The sequence below is a fragment of the Domibacillus sp. genome (genome assembly GCF_031181085.1).
Lineage (GTDB): Bacteria > Bacillota > Bacilli > Bacillales > Domibacillaceae > Domibacillus.
Genome location: NZ_JAPSLE010000012.1, coordinates 38,438 through 57,955 on the forward strand (window position 1 = coordinate 38,438; position 19,518 = coordinate 57,955).

Sequence of the window (19,518 nt, forward strand, 5' to 3'; positions counted from 1 at the left end):
AAAGAACACATCTGAAACAAGGTGTGTTTTTTTCTTCCTTTCCTTAAAGAAAACGCTCTCATCTTTGTGTGTAATTGTTATAATAAAATAGAAAGAGACGTATTACGTCCTGCCAAAACATTATCTATGACATAAACAAAAAGAGGGGTTTCAATGTTAAGCTGGGAAGAGCGCCGTCAACTTGTGAAAGTAGCGAATTTATATTATACAGAAGGCTGGACACAGCAGCAGATTGCCAAAAAAATCGGGGTATCCCGTCCCGTAATTTCTAAAATGCTGCAGCGGGCAAAAGACGCCGGCATTGTAGAAGTGTACATAAAAGACGAAAGCGTGCATACGGTAGAGCTGGAGAAAGGATTGGAAGAAAAGTTCGGTCTTCAAGATACCGTCGTGGTTCCATCGGTCGGTTTTACACCAGATATGGTTCGCCGTGCGGTCGGGCAGGCCGCTGCCCATTACGTGTCGCGTCATTTAAAAACAAATGTGGAGCGGCTCGGCATTTCCTGGGGGACGACACTGTCTGAATTTGTAAAGGAATATCCATTTGAACGGCGGGAGAATATGAATATTGTGCCGCTTGTCGGCGGCATGGGAACGAAAAGTGTGGAGATTCATGCCAACCAGCTGGCGTACGAGCTGGCGAAAAAAATGAACGGCACCTGCTCATACTTGTACGCACCTGCCATTGTAGAATCAGTCGAATTAACCGAACGGCTCGTACAAATGCAGGACATTGCCCAGGTGCTCGAAGAAGGAAAAAATGTAGAGGTAGCGATTGTCGGAATCGGGAACCCGCACAAGGGCTCTACGATGAAAGACATCGGCTATATCCATGAAACGGATATCCAAAGCTTGAAAAAAGCAGGCGCCATCGGAGACATCGGTTCCCGTTTTTTCGATCAGGACGGTGTCCCAATTGAACATGAATTAAACAAGCGGATTATCGGCCTTCGGCTGAGAGACTTAAAGAACATTCCGTACGTGATCGGCATTGTCGAGGGAACCTACAAAGCGGAAAGCATCGAAGCGGCCTTGAAAGGCGGCTACGTACAAACGCTCATTACCGATGAACAAACCGCATTAGCTCTTTTAAACTAAAACATTGCTGTTTAAGCTGCCGGAGGTTCCTGGCAGTTTTTTCATTTGTTTCGTTTCAGCACAATTGTGTACACAGCGATGGATAAAAACTGTGATGAAAACGCATACATTTTCAGAAAAAATCGTGATAGCATGTAATTAAGCAAGGAGGACATATTGATGTATCTGGACGAAAGAAGCAGCTTACTGTTAAAAGACCTCGTTTTCAATCCTCATGTTAAAAACAAGGATTTAGAGGAAAAGTACGGGCTGAGCCGGCGCCAGGTCGGTTACAGTATTAACAAAATTAACAGCTGGCTGACCTCAAATAATTTGCCTGTTATTGAAAAGGCAAAAAATGGATTTTTTATCATTCAAACAGAAGTCCGCTCCTACTTCAAAATGGATCATCAAGCAGAGGCCGCCGGGCAGCCGTATATTTTTTCTGAGAATGAACGGGCAGAGCTCATCTTACTTATGATTTTAAGCAAAAGGGAGGAATTGTCGCTTATCCATTTTACGAGTGCTCTATGTGTAAGCAAGAATACCATTTTAAATGATTTGAAAATGGCTCAAACGCTGCTGCAGCCGCACGGTCTTGAAGTAGGCTACTCTCGGCAGAGCGGGTACGAAATGATCGGAAGTGAAATTCAAAAAAGAAAATTTCTGATCTATCTTGTGCAAAGAATACTTGAAAAAGAGCATGGGGAATGGGCTCTTGAAAGTGTCAAAGAAATTCATAAACAAAGAAAAGTGGATATTCAGCAATGGCTTGAGCAAGTAGAACAGCAGCTGAATTTAACGTTTACCGACGAAAAAATGAAGCAGCTTCCTTACATCCTTGCGATTACACTGGAGAGAATTGAGCAATTTGAACGAATTGATGCGGCATTTTGTATTCATTACGAGGAACTGTCAGATACAAAAGAATATCAGGCGGTCGAGCTGCTATTGCAGGGTGATGAAACCATTCCAAGGGAAGAGCGGCTGTTTATCGCCTTAAACCTCTTGGCATCCAATGTTTCTTCCTATGAGGTCCTGACAGATACAGATCTTCCTGAACTCGTAAAAGCAGTAGAAACCACCTTGCACTTGTTTGAAAAAAATGCCTGCATTGAGCTAAAGGAAAAAGAAAACTTAACCCGGCTTATTTTTATTCATATGAAGCCGGCTTATTACCGGATCAAGTATCATCTGACCACTTCTAACCAGTACGCCGAAAAAATCGATGCAGAATTTGGAGAACTTCACTTTTTAATTAAGCAGTCTATCGCACCGTTAGAAGAACTGATTGGAGAGCCTATTCCAGAAAGTGAGATCGTCTACTTAACGATGTTTATAGGGGGATGGCTCGAACGGCAGGGGGACCGGATCGACAGCAAAATACGGGCGGTCGTGGTTTGTCCAAACGGATTGTCAGTTTCAAAGCTGATGAAACAAACACTTCAAACCATTTTTCCGGAGTTTTTATTTTGGGATTCTCTATCGATCAGGGAATTTCAGCATTATAAGCGCGAGTACGAATTGGTTTTTGCCCCGCATGTACTGCTGACGGACAAACCCCTGTTTATTGTAAAGCAGCTGCCGACGGAAGAAGAGAAAATGCAGCTTAGGAAACGGGTGATGCAGGAGTTATATGGATATGTGCCATCCGCCTTGAATGTGGAAGAAATTTTTTCAATTATTCACAAGCATGGCCAGATCAAAGACGAAAAAAAGCTAAAAAAAGAATTACAGACACTGCTCGAGGCGAAGCAGGCAGGGGCAGGGATTCAAACACTGAAAAAACAGGAGCGGCTTGACCTGACCCATTTTATCAACGAAAGCACGCTGACCATTGTCCCATCTGTGTCCGATTGGAAAGAGGCCATCCGTCTGGCCGCAGCTCCGCTCGTTCAAGCCGGGAAAATCGAGCCGGAATACACAGAAGCGGTGATCAAAGAACACAACTACGAAAACCCTTATATGGTTTTGGGAAAACATGTCGCTATCCCTCATGCGAGCCCGGAAAAAGGCGTGCACGAAACAGCGATGGGCCTGCTGTGCATCGAGGATGGTGTGCCATTTTCTGACCATTTTCATATTCATTTAGTGGTCGTGATTGCGGCAAAAGACAAAGAAAAGCATATTCGAGCATTGTTTCAGCTTTCACAGCTGGCGCTTGAGCACGAAGAAGTTCAGCGAATAGCAAAAGCAAAAAGCAAAGCGGACGCTGCCGGGAGAATTAAAATGTATATAGAAAAGGGTGAGCAAAATGGACAGTCACATTACCTTAACGAAACAGCTGATTGAACTTCAAGCAAATCACCGCTCAAGCTCAGATGTTATTGAGCACTTGTTTGAAAAACTGCATACACACCAGTATGTAAAAAAGTCTTTTTTAGAAGCCGTGTTGAAGAGGGAGGAAATCTACCCGACCGGATTGCCGCTTTCAAGAATGGGTGTGGCAATTCCGCACACGGACTCAGAGCATGTGTTGAAGCCGGCTATCGCGGTCAGTGTCCTGCAAAACCCGGTTGTATTCAATATGATGGGCAGCCCGGACACACAAATTAGTGTCGATATTGTACTGATACTGGCAATCTCTGATCCGAAAAAGCAGCTGGCCATGCTGCAGCGGCTGATGAATGTTTTTCAGGATGAACAAGCGATGGAAGCCATTAAAAATGCCGAGGCAGAAGAAAAAATTGTCGAGCTGCTGAATAATAAATTGCAGCTTATCGAAATAAAGTAAGATGAAAGCGCTTCAATCTCATATTAATCAGGGGGTGTAAACATGATTAAAGATGTTGTGGATTTTGTGTTAGATTTAGGGCCATCCATTATGCTTCCCATTATTATGCTTGCGTTTGGACTTATTTTAAAACAGGGATTTAATAAGTCGTTCCGAGCGGCTTTAACCATCGGTATCGGCTTTGTCGGAATTAATCTTGTGATTGGTCTGCTTATGGAAGCGCTCGGGCCTGCCACACAAGCCATGGTCAAATCATTAGGACTCAGCCTGGACATCCTGGATGTCGGCTGGCCGATCGGCGCGGCTATTTCATTCGGTACACCGGTGGCCCCGCTTATGATTCCGCTTATTCTCATATTGAATGTAATTATGCTTTCGTTAAACTGGACGAAAACATTGAATGTCGATATTTGGAATTTCTGGCACCTTATTTTCGCTGCTTCTATTGCGTACTATGCGTACGACAATATGCTGCTCGCTATTGTAGTCGGCCTGGTTGTTTCCGCGATTACCCTGAAACTGGCGGACTGGACGGCTCCGACAATCGAGCATCACTTCGGGTTGAAGGGTGTATCGATGGCCCATTCCGAAACCGTTAACTTTGCACCACTCATGTATGCATCCAACCGAGTCATTGACAAAATACCTGGACTGAATAAGCTGCATGCCGATCCTGAAACCTTGAAAAAACGCTTTGGTATTTTTGGCGAACCGCTTGTTATGGGGCTTGTGCTGGGGATGTTAATTGGCCTTCTTGGCGGATATGACACGAAAGGCGTTTTGACGCTGGGCGTGCAAATGTCAGCTGTCCTCATTTTAATGCCGCGGATGGTTGCCCTGCTGATGGAAGGGCTTATCCCGATCTCGGAAGGTGCGCGCGATTATATTAACCGGAAATTTCCCGGGAAAAACGTGTACATCGGGCTTGATACAGCCATCGTCATCGGGCACCCGGCTAATATGGCTGTAGCGCTTTTAATGGTTCCGATCACAATCCTGCTGGCGGTGATTCTGCCTTACAACAACATGCTTCCATTTGCTGATTTATCCGTGCTTCCATTTACCGTTGTCTGGGCAGTTGCTGCTGCTAGAGGCAACATTATTCGCGGGTTGATTAACAGTATCTTTACGCTGATGATTGTGTTCTTCTTGGCAACAAACCTGGCAGATCTTGCAACGACGATGGGACGTGCAGTCGGCTTTGCTTTCCCTGAAGGAGCCACATTAATTTCGGGGATTGACCTTGGATCACACGTTCTTCCATGGATTATCCTTCGCCTGCTTGATCCGTCTAATCCTTATTTCTTTGCCGCAATCGGCGCAGCCGTTGTGTACGCCTTGCTTTGGTACTGGGTACGCAACGATATCCGCAAGCAGTACGCCAAGGAAATGGGCCTTGATGCACAGCAGGAAAATGGAGCAGATAAAAAGCTTGAAAACATTAATTAATTATTAGGGGGAATAAAGAATGGCAAAAAAAATATTGGTTTCATGCGGAACAGCAGTCGCTACGTCAACGGTTGTCGCTAAAAAAGTAGAAGAGACATTGAAAAGCAAAGGGTATGACGTCGTTGTCGAGCAATGTAAAGCATCAGAGGTTCCTTATAAAGCAGCAGGTGCCGATGTGATTGTCACGACTACGCCAATCAGCGATGCGGGAAGCACGCCTGTTATTCAAACCATTTCCTTTCTAACAGGTGTTGGAATCGACACAGATATCGAAAAAATTATTCAGTACTTGGGATAAAAAGGCGGAGGGGAGACTCTCCCCTCTTCTTATGATGCGATGGGGAGATGTTTTCGATGTCTATTTACACGTACAGCAAATCATCAAAAAACATGACAATCTTTTTGCCGGTGTTGGTTATGGTCGGCCTTTTCGCCTGTGCCGTCTATGGATTGCTGTCAGAAAACAGGTTTCCGTTAGATGAGCTGATTCTATATACAATGCCGGTGCTTCTCTTGTCTTCTTTTATCGGGCTTCACAATCCATCGAGTGTAAAAGTGACCGACCAGTCGATTACCTTCAGCGGTTTTGGCCGAAGCCACACGTACACATGGGAAGAAGCGGGTGTTATTTTTATCCGGAAGTATGAGTATGTAGGAAAGACGTTTATCCGGCTTGGCAAGCCGCGCATTTTAGGCGGAAGATACTGGATTACACATGAAATGAATGACTATAAGGAGCTCCTCAGCCTTTTAGAACAGAAAAGCCAAAAGGACGTGAAAAGAGCATGAAGGCATCCGTTTTCTATGATAAACAAACCATTCAATATGAACAGCGAGCCATTCCGGAAATAGGACCTAGAGAAGTGCTGTTAAAAATGGAAGTGTGCGGACTGTGCGGCACGGATATTCACAAGGTGCTTGACGAATCCGTACCAGAATCAAGCATTCTTGGCCATGAAGTATCCGGTACGATCGTAAAAACAGGCCAAGGGGTTTCGAACTTTAAAGATGGAGACCGGGTATTCGTGGCCCATCATGTACCTTGTTTTACATGCCATTACTGCCAGCGGAAAATGTATACCTTGTGCAGGCAGTTTAAAGAAACGAACCTGGATCCAGGGGGCTTTTCCGAATACATTCGTGTACCAGAGCTTCACGTTAAGCACACGATGGGAAAACTGCCAGACAGCGTCACCTTTGAAGAAGGAGCACTTGTCGAACCCGTTGCCTGCTGCCTGCACGGATTTGAATCAATTCAAGTCAAGCCGGGAGACTCGCTTCTTATTTTAGGGGCCGGCCAAATTGGCTGTCTGCAGGTTCAAATTGCCCGTCATCTTTTAGCCGGACAAATCATGGTTAGTGATATTAATCCCTATCGGCTTGAACAGTCTCTTCAGTTTGGTGCAGACTATGCGGTTAACAGTAAAGAAGAAGACCTGCTGGATACGGTGATGCGTTTGACGAACGGAAACGGAGCAGACCACGTGATTATCTCCGCTGGCATCAGCAGCCTGCTTCCTCAAGCAATGGAATGCGTGCGAAGAGGCGGCACGATTCTTGTTTTTGCTCCGTTTAAAAAGGAGTTCGTACAGATACCAGCTGAACGATTTTTTAATGATGAAATTAAAATCATCGGCTCCTATTCATCCAACCCCTATAACTATGAAAGTGCACTTCAAATGATACAACAAGGGATCATTCAAGCAGATAAAATGGTGACCCATCGTTTTCCGCTTTCACAGCTGCATGAAGCGATCCGCTGTGCACATGATCCGAATGAAAAAGTGCTCAAGGTACTCATTACCCCTTCATAAGGAGAAGTGTTATGAATATTACATTGCAAGAAAAAACGGTACTGCTGATTGGAGGAATCAGTCCAATCAATCGAGCTCTTTGTGAAGCACTGGCTGAAGCAGGTGCCAAAGTATGGCATCAAGTGTTTCAAGAAAAAGAAACCGTGATGAGCCCCTCCAGCAAAGTCATCGCAGCAGATGTTCGCCAGCCGAACAAAGTGAAAAAATTGGCAGAATGTATTTTGGAAAAAGATAAAAAGATTGATATTTTAATTCATTCTTTTCCAGCCCCTCCAGCCCGGTCTCTTTTGGAGACGGATCCAGAAGAATGGCTGTCTTTGTTCCAGTACCACGTGGATGTTCCTTTTCTGACGTGCCGGGAAATCATGCCTCACATGGCAAAAGCACACGGCGGCATTGTAATCAATATTTCATCATCCGCAGCGGTGACAGGTGAAGGGGGTCCTCCTTTTGCCGCGATAAGCAGCACGTTACAATCAATGACGCGCGGCCTGGCTCGTGAGTATAGAGAGAAAAATGTACGTGTCAGCGGCATAGCACCTGCTCTTTTGGCCAAGGGAGAAAAAGAAAATGAGCAGGTGATTTCTTCAACAGTTGCCATGACACTGCTGCTTTGTTCAGACTACGGAGGCTATATAAGCGGTGAATCAATTTTCGTTGATGGAGGGAAAAGCGTTGGATAATGTACTCATCATTGGAGGTGCTGCAGGAATTGGACGCCAGATTGCTTTGGACTTTGCTGAAAAAGGATACTGTACAGCCGTGGCGGACATTGACCAGTCAGCTTTAATAGACATGACCCAGCAAAATCAAATACATGGATTTCAAGCAGATGTCAGCTCATGGGACAGCGTTTCGGAAATGATCGAGCAAGTTATCGATGAGATAGGAAGCATCGATACGCTTGTGCTTTCGGCAGGCATAACGAAAAAAGGGAAGCTGGAAGAAACAGACTGGGCTTTATGGCGAAAAACAATGGCGGTTAATTTACATGGTCTGTTTTTCAGTATCAAAGCCGCCGTGCCGCACATGATGGGCAGAAAAAAAGGAAAAATCGTTATTATCGGCTCTGGTTCTGCTATTACAGGATCAGGAGGAGGCATTCAATATTACGCCTCAAAAGGCGGTGCATTTGGCCTTATGAGATCGCTTGTGAAAGAGCTTGGAGAACACCAAATTAATATTAATGTGATCGCCCCGAGAGTCATCGAATCACAAATGCTTGATTCACTTTATCCAACGGAAGAGCTAAAACAAACGGTCAGGAGTAAAATTCCGATCGGAAGACTGGGCCGGCCGGCTGATATTTCTGAACTGGTGCAGTATCTTAGCTCAGCTCAAGCGGATTATATTCATGGCCAAATCTTTCTTCTTGATGGCGGAAGAACGTATCAAGGAAACTACTAAAAAGGAAACAAGCTATTTTTACAATGGTTCAATCCTGTTGTAAAAATAGCTTGTTTCCTTTTGTCTGAAAATTTTTTCATAAAATCCGTGAATTACTGTTGACTTTAATTCATAGGATGGACTACAATCATTACAAAGGTAACATATAAGAACAAATGTAAAGGAGTGATCTTCAATGTGGGGTTATCTTCTTGCGGGATTTGTCGTTTTATGGCTGCTTCAAATTTATTTGACAATGCGTCAGATGAAGCATTATCGAATGACGATTCAACATATGAGCAGAAGAGAAAGCGGTTACTTGGGTGTTGGTGTTGAGAAAAAGAAACTTGGTTCCGGTACCGTGCTGATTCTTGTTACAAATGAGCAAGGGATTGTTGAAGAATGCCGGGTCATGAGCGGTGTCACGGTTTTTGCTAAATTCAAAAAATGTAAGCGGTTTATAGGTCAGCATATTTCCGTACTGCATGATGAACAATGGGAAAAGTCGCTCGAAATGGCCACTGATAAAATCAAACAGCAAATGAATACGGCTGTAACCGTTTAACTTTCATTATACAAGAAAGAGGAGGGAATGTAAGATGGACTTTTTGGTAAAATTTGCAGAAGGATTTATCGGGATGTTCCAAAAAGGCGGAGAAACTTTTATGGGCATGTTTACCGGTATCATTCCAACACTCATTTGTTTAATTCTTGCTGTAAACGCTTTAATTAAAATTATCGGAGAAGAGCGGATCGACCGCTTCGCCCGTAAAACAACGAAAAATATTATTTTACGCTATACGCTGTTTCCACTCCTGGCCGTCTTCTTCCTGACAAACCCGATGGCTTATACGTTCGGGAAGTTCCTGCCAGAGCGTCAGAAACCAGCTTTCTATGATTCAGCTGTTTCACTCGTCCATCCGATTACGGGGCTTTTCCCGCACGCCAATGCGGCAGAGCTGTTCGTGTACATGGGAATTGCCCAGGGAATTACGACGCTTGGCCTTTCAACAGGACCACTGGCAATCCGGTTTTTCCTTGTCGGCATGATTGTCATTTTAATCCGCGGGATTTTAACAGAACGTATTACCATTGCGATGATGAAACGCCAGGGGATTTCTATAACGGACTAAGGAAGAGAGGGAGAGAAGCAGATGTCTGAAAATCAAGCAGTAAATCCAGCATATAAAGCAGTCAAAATTACCAAAGGCAGCAGCGGATGGGGAGGGCCGCTCGTCATCCAGCCGGATGAGCAGAAAAAGTATATCGTATCCGTTACTGGCGGAGGCATTCACCCGGTTGCCCAGCGTATTGCAGATTTAACCGGTGCACAGACCGTTGACGGCTTTAAAACATCGATTGAAAAAGAGGAAATGGCTTGTGTTCTCATCGACTGCGGCGGAACCGCACGCTGCGGTGTGTATCCGAAGATGGGTGTGCTGACGATCAACCTGACGCCCACATCACCGTCCGGTCCATTAATGAAATTTATTAAAGAAGACAACTTTGTTTCCGGCGTCAGAGAGCCGGACATTCAGCCGGCAGACGGAACAGCAGCACCGTCCGTTACCGCGGCGGCTCATCCGAAAAATGCCCAGCAGCTGAAAGCGGAAGCGCGCGAAAAAGTCGCGCAGATGAAAACCAGCAGCGGCGAACCGCGCAAGCAGAACATCATCGAAAAGCTGGGCCGTTCGATGGGCGGCGTGATCGGGGTGCTGTACCAGGCAGCACGTGAAACGATTGAGCAGGTATTGAAAAACATCATTCCATTTATGGCGCTTGTCAGCACCTTGATCGGGATTATCCTGTACACAGGTATCGGTGATATTATTGCCAACTTTGTATCGCCGCTTGCCGGCAATATCTTCGGGCTTCTCGTTCTGTCGGTGATTTGTGCCGTGCCGATCCTGTCGCCGCTGCTCGGGCCGGGTGCCGTGATTGCCCAGGTCGTGGGTGTACTCGTCGGGGTGGAAATTGGCAAAGGAAATATCCCGCCAAGCCTTGCTCTTCCCGCCCTGTTTGCGATTAACCCGCAGGTAGGCGCAGATTTTGTACCCGTGGGCTTAACACTTGGGGAAGCAAAACCGGAAACAGTAGAGGTCGGGGTGCCGGCTGTTTTAATGTCACGTTTAATTACAGGGCCGCTTGCGGTCGTGATTGCATACTTCTTTAGCTTTGGCTTATATGAATAATAGGAGGGGTCACTTTGAGTGTACTTGGAGGCGTAAAAATGAAAACGATTTATCAGTCAACTGTTACAGAGCTTGGTGCAGACGTGGAGATGTTTGCGGAAGAAAAAATGCTGATTATTTTCAATGAAAGCGCACCGAAAGACCTGCGTGATATCGCGGTGGTGCATAGCATTGCGCCGCTTGAAGGTGTAATTGAAGCGGGTGATATTCTGACTTTTGGCGATCAGGCGTACAAGGTGACGTTTGTAGGGGACAAAGTAAACGAAACGGTTGCGGAGCTTGGCCACTGCACAATTACGTTTAACGGAGCAGATCATGCAGATCTGCCAGGAACGCTTTGTGTAGAGGATAAAGACATGCCGGTCATCTCGGTATCAACAATGATTACATTTCAAAAGCCTGAGGGGGCCTAAACATGTTGGGACTTAACCGAAAACTAATGCAGCTTGAGAAAGAAGGAAAGGAAATTAAAGTCGGCTTGATCGGCTGCGGTCAAATGGGACGCGGCATGATTTCGCAAATTGAAAGCATGAAGGGCATGCGTGTAGCCGCAACAGCCGACTTGAAAACAGATATTATTCAAAATGCGTACATGACAGCCGGTGTGGAGCCGCAGCATATCGTTACCACAACAGAAATCGAAACAGCAGAAAAAGCATTAAGAGAAAACAAAGTGGTGGCCACTACCGATGTGTCTATGGTGATCGCGCTGCCGGGCATTGATGTTATTGTAGATGCAACAGGCATCCCGAACCTTGGTGCTGAAATTGCCTGGAAAACGATTATGAATAAAAAGCATATCGTTATGCTGAATGTAGAAGCGGACATTACAGTCGGTCCATTGCTTCATCAAATGGCCGAAGCAAGCAGCGTTGTTTATACAGGATCTGCTGGTGATGAGCCAGGCTGTATTATGGAACTGTATGACTTTGCCGATGCGCTTGGCTTTGACATCGTCGCTCTTGGAAAAGGAAAAAACAACCCATTAAACTATGAAGCAAATCCGGATTCAGCGGCAGCAGAAGCAAAAGAAAAAGGCTCAAGTCCGAAAATGCTCGCTTCCTTCCAGGATGGAACGAAAACAATGGTTGAAATGAACGCGGTCGCAAATGCAACAGGATTTTTACCGGATAAACCAGGCATGCATGGCCCGGAAGGCACGGTGAAAGAGCTGCCGGATATTTTCCGTCTGCAGGAAGAAGGCGGCATTTTAAAAAGTAAAAAGATTGTCGACTATGTAAATGGCGTTGCGCCGGGCGTCTTTGCCATCATTTCTTCCGAAAAAGAAGAAGTAAACCATGAAATGCAGTACTTAAAAATGGGCCCGGGACCAAATTATATTCTGTTCCGCCCTTACCACTTAACGAGCTTAGAAACGCCGCTTTCAGTGGCTCGGGCATATTTAAACCAGTCAGCCACCATCGCACCTTGGCATGGCCTGCAGGCAGAAACCGTCGCAACAGCGAAAAAAGATCTGCAGCCAGGTGACCGCCTTGACGGCATCGGCGGATTTACGGTATACGGCACGCTGTACAGCCAGGAAGAATCCAAAGCCGCCAATGCTTTCCCAATCGGACTTGTAGATCCAAATGTGGTCGTGAAACGTGCAGTGAAAAAAGGCGACATTTTAACATATGATGATATCGAACAGGAGCGGGAGTCAACAATTTGGAAGCTGCGCTCGCTTCAAGCACAGAGCTTTTAAGGAACGAAAGGGGATGCTGCCGTATATCGGGGCATCCCTTCAATTGTTTTGAACAGCTTGGTTTACCGGTCCCCTTGATTGGCATATAATAAAGAGGGAAAGAAATAGGTGTGAAGGAGTGAGGCTTAGTGAAAATTTCCGAAATGGAAGCCGGCCTTTATTGCACGCGTTGTCATGATGAAACCATTCATCGGGTTGTGTATGTGAACAATAAAATTCAAAGCATTGAATGCGAGGAATGTCATCGGCTGACTGGCATGAAAATCGATACGAAAAAAGAATTATATAAAGAAATGTACGACCGTATTTCAACAAAGCCTTCACGAATGACACAGGAATATAAGCAGGACTTAAGCAAGTTTGTTTCCGGCATGCCGCTGCGGGTGATCAGCAAGCCATACAGACTCATCAAATATGTGAACGAAACGAGAAAAGTACTCAAACAGTCTAAACATTCTTAACGCAGGCGGTATGCTTTTGAAGCAGCCGCTTTTTTGTGCTTAAAAAAGACGGCACACTTATTTGTGGCCGTCTGGTTCGATATGAATATGGGTCAAGCGGATGCCATGCTCCTGCAGCAGGGCTTCCTCTACATACTCGGTAATATCATGGCTTTCGATTACATTTAAACCCGGGTCTACAAGAAGAACAACGTCTACAAGCGTAATGTTTCCGTGCGAGCGGGCTTTAATGCTCGGCACACCGCGGACACCCGGTACTTTTTCAACAGTTTTCTGCATCCCTTTTAATTCATTAAGGTCAAATGCATCTGTCAGGGCAAGAGATGCGTCAGAAAAAATATCCCAGGCGGTTTTTAAGATAATAAGGCCGACTACAAAAGCAGTGAGCGTATCAAGCCAGCCAAGACCCAGGCGCGATCCGATAATCCCGACAAAGGCTCCTACGCTGACAAGGGCATCTGAACGGTTATCCTGGGCAGCCGCTAAAATAGATTGGCTGTTAATTTTTTTGGCAAGCCGCCTGTTGTAGAGGTAAACGCCATACATGACCAGTGCAGCACCCAGAGCCGTCCAGGCGGTAAACATATCAGGTGTTTCATGATTCGCCTCAAACAGGGATTGTCCTGCTGAAAGCAAGACTTGAATGGCAACGGATGCCATAATAAAAGCGGCTAAAAGTGAAGCAACCGTTTCTGCACGAAAGTGGCCATACCGGTGATTTTCATCCGGCGGTTTACGGGCAATGCGCAGGCCGATCAAAATAGCGACGGAAGCGATAATATCCGTTGAGTTATTTAAACCATCTGCTTTCAGCGCTGCGGAATTGCCGATCCAGCCGACGGTCAGCTTTACTGCGGAAAGGAATAAGTAGGCTGCGATGCTGATCCATGCACCGCGTTCTCCTTTTTTTAAATCTTCGTATGCTGTTTCCACCTTTGGTTCCTCCAGAAAAGTTAGTGTTTATACTATACCAGCCCTTATTCGGGTGGGTCTACGGCAACATGATTGCCGCTGGCTTAACAAGTTGCCCTTGTACTACAATTGTTCTTTTTTGCAAAAAAGAGAGTCAATTGCAAAACAATGGGGAAAAGAAAAAAAGAATAATAAATAGGTGGTGAAAGCAATGGAAACATTCAGCAGCCTGCACCCCGCGCTGCAGGCGTTAGCCGGCGGCATGATCAGCTGGGGAATGACAGCGCTTGGTGCAGCGGTCGTGTTTTTCTTTCGTAATATTAAAGAATCCATCATGAAAATGATGTTAGGATTTGCAGCGGGTGTGATGATTGCCGCTTCTTTTTGGTCGCTGCTGGCACCAGCCATTGAATTCAGCGAAAAAAGCGGACAGATTGCCTGGCTGCCGCCAGTAATCGGCTTTCTGCTGGGCGGCGTTTTTATTCGTCTGCTTGATGTCGTTGTGCCGCATGTGCATATCGGGCGGGAAAAAGGAGAAGGCCCGTCTACACAATTGAAAAAAACGACGCTCTTATTTTTAGCGATTACGCTTCATAATATTCCAGAAGGACTTGCCATTGGTGTGGCATTTGGAGCGGCTTCGCTGAATATGGATGGAGCCACTATAGCGGCTGCTCTGGCGCTTGCTTTTGGAATCGGCATTCAGAATATGCCGGAAGGAGCGGCGGTGTCAGTACCGCTTCGCGGAGAAGGAATGTCACGGATGAAAGCATTTAACTACGGGCAGGCTTCGGCGCTCGTTGAGCCGATTTCAGCTGTTATTGGAGCGGCGGCGGTCCTGTTTATTCAGCCTATTTTGCCATACGCCCTTGCTTTTGCTGCAGGAGCCATGATCTTTGTCGTAGTTGAAGAGCTGATTCCGGAAGCAGAATCCTCGCGCAACACAGACCTTGCCACAATGGGTGTTATGGTCGGCTTTGCCCTGATGATGGTGCTCGATGTCGCGCTCGGATAATAAGAAAGCGGAAGGTCCCTGGTTATCAGCGACAAGCATAAGGAGCTGACTATAAAGAGTAAAGGCTAAAACGCAGCATCCTGCTGCAACGCCTTTGTAACTCACATCCTGTGAGCCTTCGAGCTGATGGTGCCTGGAGCTGGATAAGGCCCGTACCTGATACCGATAAAAGAAAAAACAGCCCTATTCTCAGTGGAGAACAGGCGCTGTTTTTTTTCTTTTTAGCTCATAAAAAATAATTAGGCTTAAGCCGGGCAAATAAATAGAAGGTTTTCGTTCCACATTTTCGTCTGTCAACGGTGATTCCTCCTCGTCCGAGCAAGTTCATACGTTCAGTATGAACTTGCGGAGAAGGATTGTCAGCGAGTCTGTTAGAATTCCTTCCAAACAATTTAAACCGCTTCTTCAGCTGCTTCGCTGCGTTTAGCCGCCAGCCGCCAGTATAAATGATGTTGTTCACCGTGTATGGTTACATGAATCCGAAATTCATTGGGATCAAGCCGTATATGATGCTCGCGTGCCCATGCCAAAATAGAGCGAAATCCGTTTTTTACATTTTTCTCTTGTCCGTCAAGCTCAAGTAAGGCATAGGAACCAGCCGGGATCGTTAAACTCGACATGCCGGACGGAATAATGTCGATATGGCTCACTTCCATGGCGATGCAGTGTGTATACAGCTGGCCAGCCCGCTTCAAGCAAATGTCCATTAAGTAGCCGTCTGTCTGGGAGGGAATCTGGCTGGCTGTTTCTAGAAACCGTTTTTTCCATTCAGGGCGCATAGCAGCAATTTCTTCTTCTGTACCGCTCATTTCAAATCCCACTACCGTGATTGCACGTACATCTACAAGTTTCGGATTCATGATCTCAGCTCCTTTTTCCCTTCTTTTCCCGCTTTTAAATGTTTTCACACCGTTTCCTAAGGGAATAGCAATTGTAAAAACAATGAACAAAAGTTATACAAGGAAGACCCCTTATGAAAACAAATACATGTATTTCAGGCGGCGGTGTGTCCGATCTTTTAGTCGGTATGCAGCTTACGCAAAGCGGCGTCAACATGATCGCTGCCGAAAGAGACGCTGCGCCTTCGATGGACTGAAATGGCATACAACCATTGCTTTCTAACCACTACATTTCCCCAGCCTGAAAGCATAACAGAAGGCGAAATGGTTGTATGCGGTCATTCCTTTCCTGGATTTTTTCCTCTTCCTGATTTACGGGTGCGCACGGTACTCCTTATTAAAAAAGAAGAATACAAAGAGATGAAGCGAAGTGAGCCGCTTTGTGCAAACGGGGGGTTGCCCGGAACTGTCCTGCTGAAAGCAAACGGCGCAGAGCATCTATATACAGACGGTGATGACTATCTTTGGAAAAACAGGGGGAAGTAACATGATTGCTGAATACCGAAAAATGTGGGAAGCGCGAAACTGGCTGAAGAAAAATGAACCCTTTTTGCCGACATGGCAGGCATATGTCGGCTACCGGCTTGATTTGTTTCATAAACTCGCAGGCGGAGCGACACTCGAATCGCTTGCAGAAGACTATGGCTATGAAGAAACACTTCTGAGTTCCTGGGCCGATACAGGAATCGTGCTGGGTCATTTAAAACAGGACGGCAGCCGGCTTGTTCCTTCTAAAAAAATGCTGAAGTTTTTTTCGCAGGAAAGTGATCACTCGGTTGGTGAGCTGCTCAAGGAATTATTTGAAATGCATATGCCTTCTTTGATGAACTATCCCCAAATGATTACATCCAATCAAAAAGGGCGGTTTAACGGAGAGGATTTTGGCAAAACAGTTGCGGCCACCTCCGCTTTAATTGAAAAAAGAGCATTTGGACATGTACTGTCGGAGATAAATGCACAAAAACCACGCTGGGTGCTGGATATTGGCTGCGGAACGGGCGGCTATTTAATAAAACTGGCCGATAAAATAAAACAAGGAACTTTCGTTGGGGTGGACATCAGTCAAGAATGCATTGAAGAAGCACGCCAAAAAGTCCGGAAGAAGAGCCTGGGAGAAAAAGTAAATTTTTATTATGCAGATATCAATACGTGGGAAGTGCCAAGCTGTTTTTTTGATGTGATCATGATGAATAACCTTCTTCATTACTATTCACAGGATGCGCGAAAAGAGCTGCTCGCCCGTGTTTCAAAGCTGATCAGCCAAAACGGGACCGTTATTATTATTACCCCCCTTTATCTGGAACGAGGCGGACAGCGGTTTTCAGCTGCGTTTAATTCATTTATGGAAGCGCATGAAAATTTATACCCGCTGCCAAGAAAGGATGAACTTATCCGGGATGCAGAGGAAGCGGGACTACAGCTAAAATCGATTAAAACGGTCGTGCGCGAAGGAAGCTGGTATTGTATAAATTTTTCAAAAAAATAGATATAATGAAGGAAACAAACTAAAGTGAGGCGGATAAAATGGCAATTGGGTACTTGAACGGGAAAATCATAAACTCAGATGATCCTGTGCTGCCGATTGATGAACGCGGACATCAATTTGGTGACGGAGTGTATGAATATATTCGTGTTTACAGCGGACGTCCTTTTATGATGAAGGAGCACCTGGACCGCTTTTTTAAAAGTGCTGAGGCGATCAAGCTGAATCTGGATCATTCACGAGAAGACATTGAAGAGATTACAGCCGGCTTGATCAAGAGAAGCGAGCTGTCTGATTGCGATATATACATGCAGGCGACACGCGGCATTGCTCCGCGCAACCACTTGTTTCCGAATGTGCCCGCGTCGATTTCCATGACGGTCAAGCCGTTCCGGGCGATCGATGAAACACTTCGGGAAAATGGAGCCAGCATCAAGCTTCTGCCTGACGAACGCTGGCAAAACTGCTGGATTAAAACGCTCAATCTTTTGCCAAATCTCCTGGCGAAGCAGGAAGCGTTTGAAGCGGGTGCATTTGAGGCAGTGCTCGTCCGCGATGGTGTGGTAACAGAAGGATCAAGCTCTAATTTATTTCTCGTCAAAGAAGAAGAATTAATTACTCCGCCTGCAACAAAGCATATTTTGCATGGTATTACGCGTATGGCTGTGATTGATATCGCTGCAGAGCTCGGTATTCCGGTAAAAGAGGCGACATTTGCACCTGAAGCTGTTTTGAAAGCAGATGAAGTATTTTTAACGAGTACTGGGATTGAGATTGTGCCGGTTACAACTGCGGATGATCAAAAGATTGGAAGCGGAAAGCCAGGCGACATAACGAAAAAAATCTATGAAGCGTTTATGAAACGCGTTTAAAGCACAGGCCCTTTAACAGGGCCTTTTTTAAATTTATATGTACAGAATTTTCTGTAAATATGCTATTCAATCTTCTCTATCTGTGCCATAATAAGAAACATGATTTATTGATTGCATTATTTTTTAAAAATATTTTTAAGGGAGGATGCAATGTGAATGATCAAAAAATAAAGATTAACGGTGAACGCCTGCAGGAATCACTTGAAACGTTTGCTAGGTTTGGCCGGACAGCTCGAAACGGTGTGACACGGCTTGCTTTATCGGAAGAAGACCGCCTTGCACGCAATTATTTTCGCACATGCTGTGAAGAGATAGGTCTTTCCTTATCGGTGGACGATATGGGCAACATGTATGGGATGCTCCCGGGCCGTGAAAACAAACCGCCGGTTGTCATGGGTTCTCACCTTGACTCTGTTAAAAAAGGCGGACGCTTTGACGGTGTGCTTGGTGTAGCGGCGGGGCTTGAAGTCATGCGGACTTTAACAGAAAACGGCGTAAAGCCAAGTGTGCCGGTTGTCGTCATGAATGTGACCAACGAAGAAGGCGCCCGCTTTGAACCATCGATGATGTCCTCCGGTGTGCTTTCCGGAAAGTTTAACAAAGAAGAAATGATGGCCAAAAAAGATGTAGAAGGCATCACGTTTGGAGAAGCATTGCGATCGATTGGTTATGAAGGCAAAGTGGAAAACAGGATGAAAGAAGCGGCAGCTTTCTTGGAATTACATATTGAGCAGGGGCCGATTTTAGAAAGAGAGAAGCTGTCGATTGGCATCGTTGAATGTGTGCTCGGTATGGTCTGTTATGAAATTGAAGTAGCAGGTGAATCGGACCACGCTGGCACCACGCCGATGTCGATGCGCAGCGATGCTCTGTTTGCAGCGGTGGATTTAATCAAAGAAGCGAGAGAAAAGCTGGCTGCGCTTGGTGATGACCTCGTTTATACAATTGGACGGATGAACGTGTCGCCGAACATCCACACAGTCATTCCAAACAAAGTGGTTTTTTCATTGGAAGCACGGCATACTTCCGCAGAAAAGATCCAAAAAGTAGAGGACATCATTCGGGAGATGCAGGGGTCTGCAGAAAGGGTAGCATGCAATGTGAAAGTTCAAAAATTGTGGGGACGTGAGACGGTCTGGTTTGAGCCGGCGCTCCGCGATGCTTTTGAGCAGTCGGCTGCTTCACTCGGTTTTTCTCACAAGCGGATGGTGAGCGGAGCAGGGCATGATGCGCAGTTCATGGCTTCTTACATTCCGTCGGCGATGATTTTTGTGCCGAGCATAAATGGGAAAAGCCACGATGAAGACGAATTAACGTCCTGGGAAGACTGTGAAAGAGGCGTGAATGTGCTGCTTGAAACAGTTCTTGCTTTGATCTGAAAAAAGGGCTCGATCTGAACTGCACCCCAATTGTTAGACACAACTAACAATTGGAGGTGCAGTTTTTTTATGACTAAATACGACAGTGATACCAAACTTGCAGCTGTTCAAGCTTACCTTAAAGGAAATATATCTTATAA

At 45.7% G+C, this 19,518-nt stretch carries 23 protein-coding genes; 21 read left to right on the forward strand and 2 right to left on the reverse strand.

Annotated features, from left to right (window positions below; genetic code table 11):
- Positions 1-153 precede the first annotated feature (153 nt).
- The 15 genes from RIN81_RS14675 to RIN81_RS14745 all read left to right on the forward strand — a co-directional run bounded on the left by RIN81_RS14675 (position 154) and on the right by RIN81_RS14745 (position 12,818).
- Positions 154-1,098: a sugar-binding transcriptional regulator gene (locus tag RIN81_RS14675; RefSeq protein WP_309091423.1), complete on the forward strand. Its 945-nt coding sequence runs from the start codon at positions 154-156 to the stop codon at positions 1,096-1,098.
- 159 nt (positions 1,099-1,257) lie between these two features.
- Entirely contained in the window at positions 1,258-3,369 is a 2,112-nt protein-coding gene (locus RIN81_RS14680) for a BglG family transcription antiterminator (RefSeq protein WP_309091425.1), read from the forward strand.
- Entirely contained in the window at positions 3,332-3,811 is a 480-nt protein-coding gene (locus RIN81_RS14685) for a PTS sugar transporter subunit IIA (protein ID WP_309091427.1), read from the forward strand. The genes RIN81_RS14680 and RIN81_RS14685 overlap by 38 nt, the downstream gene beginning before the upstream one ends.
- Positions 3,812-3,853: 42 nt before the next feature.
- A complete protein-coding gene (locus tag RIN81_RS14690; protein ID WP_309091429.1) occupies positions 3,854-5,260 on the forward strand; it encodes a PTS galactitol transporter subunit IIC in 1,407 nt (468 codons plus the stop codon).
- A gap of 19 nt (positions 5,261-5,279) precedes the next feature.
- Positions 5,280-5,558 carry a PTS sugar transporter subunit IIB gene (locus RIN81_RS14695; protein WP_251271448.1) on the forward strand — a complete coding sequence of 93 codons (279 nt, stop codon included), beginning with the start codon at positions 5,280-5,282 and terminating at the stop codon, positions 5,556-5,558.
- Positions 5,559-5,614: 56 nt separating this feature from the next.
- Entirely contained in the window at positions 5,615-6,049 is a 435-nt protein-coding gene (locus tag RIN81_RS14700) for a hypothetical protein (RefSeq protein ID WP_309091432.1), read from the forward strand.
- Entirely contained in the window at positions 6,046-7,074 is a 1,029-nt protein-coding gene (locus RIN81_RS14705) for a zinc-dependent dehydrogenase (RefSeq protein ID WP_309091435.1), read from the forward strand. The genes RIN81_RS14700 and RIN81_RS14705 overlap by 4 nt, the downstream gene beginning before the upstream one ends.
- A gap of 11 nt (positions 7,075-7,085) precedes the next feature.
- On the forward strand, positions 7,086-7,757 hold the full coding sequence (locus tag RIN81_RS14710; RefSeq protein WP_309091437.1) for an SDR family NAD(P)-dependent oxidoreductase: 672 nt from the start codon (positions 7,086-7,088) through the stop codon (positions 7,755-7,757).
- Entirely contained in the window at positions 7,750-8,481 is a 732-nt protein-coding gene (locus tag RIN81_RS14715; RefSeq protein WP_309091439.1) for an SDR family NAD(P)-dependent oxidoreductase, read from the forward strand. Before RIN81_RS14710 ends, RIN81_RS14715 begins: the two co-directional genes overlap by 8 nt.
- Before the next feature lie 175 nt (positions 8,482-8,656).
- Positions 8,657-9,025, forward strand: a complete 369-nt coding sequence (locus RIN81_RS14720) for a transcriptional regulator GutM (protein ID WP_251271458.1) — start codon at positions 8,657-8,659, stop codon at positions 9,023-9,025.
- A 34-nt stretch (positions 9,026-9,059) separates the two neighbouring features.
- Positions 9,060-9,593: a PTS glucitol/sorbitol transporter subunit IIC gene (srlA, locus tag RIN81_RS14725; RefSeq protein ID WP_309091442.1), complete on the forward strand. Its 534-nt coding sequence runs from the start codon at positions 9,060-9,062 to the stop codon at positions 9,591-9,593.
- 21 nt (positions 9,594-9,614) lie between these two features.
- Positions 9,615-10,652: a PTS glucitol/sorbitol transporter subunit IIB gene (gene srlE / locus RIN81_RS14730; RefSeq protein ID WP_309091444.1), complete on the forward strand. Its 1,038-nt coding sequence runs from the start codon at positions 9,615-9,617 to the stop codon at positions 10,650-10,652.
- 14 nt (positions 10,653-10,666) lie between these two features.
- Entirely contained in the window at positions 10,667-11,065 is a 399-nt protein-coding gene (locus RIN81_RS14735) for a PTS glucitol/sorbitol transporter subunit IIA (protein WP_309091446.1), read from the forward strand.
- A 2-nt stretch (positions 11,066-11,067) separates the two neighbouring features.
- Positions 11,068-12,357, forward strand: a complete 1,290-nt coding sequence (locus RIN81_RS14740; RefSeq protein WP_251271464.1) for an NAD(P)H-dependent oxidoreductase — start codon at positions 11,068-11,070, stop codon at positions 12,355-12,357.
- Between the two features lie 128 nt (positions 12,358-12,485).
- Complete coding sequence (locus tag RIN81_RS14745; RefSeq protein ID WP_309091448.1) at positions 12,486-12,818, forward strand: bh protein; 333 nt, start codon at positions 12,486-12,488, stop codon at positions 12,816-12,818.
- A 57-nt stretch (positions 12,819-12,875) separates the two neighbouring features.
- Here the strand turns inward: RIN81_RS14745 and RIN81_RS14750 are convergent, their stop codons facing one another.
- Positions 12,876-13,751 (reverse strand): cation diffusion facilitator family transporter, encoded by an 876-nt coding sequence (locus tag RIN81_RS14750; RefSeq protein WP_309091450.1) that lies wholly within the window; start codon positions 13,749-13,751, stop codon positions 12,876-12,878.
- A gap of 190 nt (positions 13,752-13,941) precedes the next feature.
- Between RIN81_RS14750 and RIN81_RS14755 the strand changes: the two genes are divergently transcribed.
- Positions 13,942-14,745, forward strand: a complete 804-nt coding sequence (locus RIN81_RS14755) for a ZIP family metal transporter (protein ID WP_309091453.1) — start codon at positions 13,942-13,944, stop codon at positions 14,743-14,745.
- A 392-nt stretch (positions 14,746-15,137) separates the two neighbouring features.
- On the opposite strand, the gene RIN81_RS14760 is transcribed toward RIN81_RS14755, so the two are convergent.
- A complete protein-coding gene (locus RIN81_RS14760) occupies positions 15,138-15,605 on the reverse strand; it encodes a GyrI-like domain-containing protein (protein WP_309091455.1) in 468 nt (155 codons plus the stop codon).
- A 113-nt stretch (positions 15,606-15,718) separates the two neighbouring features.
- On the opposite strand from RIN81_RS14760, the gene RIN81_RS14765 reads away from it, so the two are divergent.
- The 5 genes from RIN81_RS14765 (at position 15,719) to RIN81_RS14785 (ending at position 19,378) form a co-directional block, all read left to right on the forward strand.
- Entirely contained in the window at positions 15,719-15,841 is a 123-nt protein-coding gene (locus RIN81_RS14765; protein ID WP_309091457.1) for a hypothetical protein, read from the forward strand.
- A gap of 1 nt (position 15,842) precedes the next feature.
- Positions 15,843-16,130 carry a hypothetical protein gene (locus RIN81_RS14770; RefSeq protein ID WP_309091459.1) on the forward strand — a complete coding sequence of 96 codons (288 nt, stop codon included), beginning with the start codon at positions 15,843-15,845 and terminating at the stop codon, positions 16,128-16,130.
- A gap of 1 nt (position 16,131) precedes the next feature.
- Positions 16,132-17,130, forward strand: a complete 999-nt coding sequence (locus RIN81_RS14775; RefSeq protein WP_309091461.1) for a class I SAM-dependent methyltransferase — start codon at positions 16,132-16,134, stop codon at positions 17,128-17,130.
- Positions 17,131-17,168: 38 nt separating this feature from the next.
- Positions 17,169-17,999, forward strand: a complete 831-nt coding sequence (gene dat, locus RIN81_RS14780; RefSeq protein ID WP_309091463.1) for a D-amino-acid transaminase — start codon at positions 17,169-17,171, stop codon at positions 17,997-17,999.
- Between the two features lie 152 nt (positions 18,000-18,151).
- Positions 18,152-19,378: a Zn-dependent hydrolase gene (locus tag RIN81_RS14785; RefSeq protein ID WP_309091465.1), complete on the forward strand. Its 1,227-nt coding sequence runs from the start codon at positions 18,152-18,154 to the stop codon at positions 19,376-19,378.
- Positions 19,379-19,518: the final 140 nt, after the last annotated feature.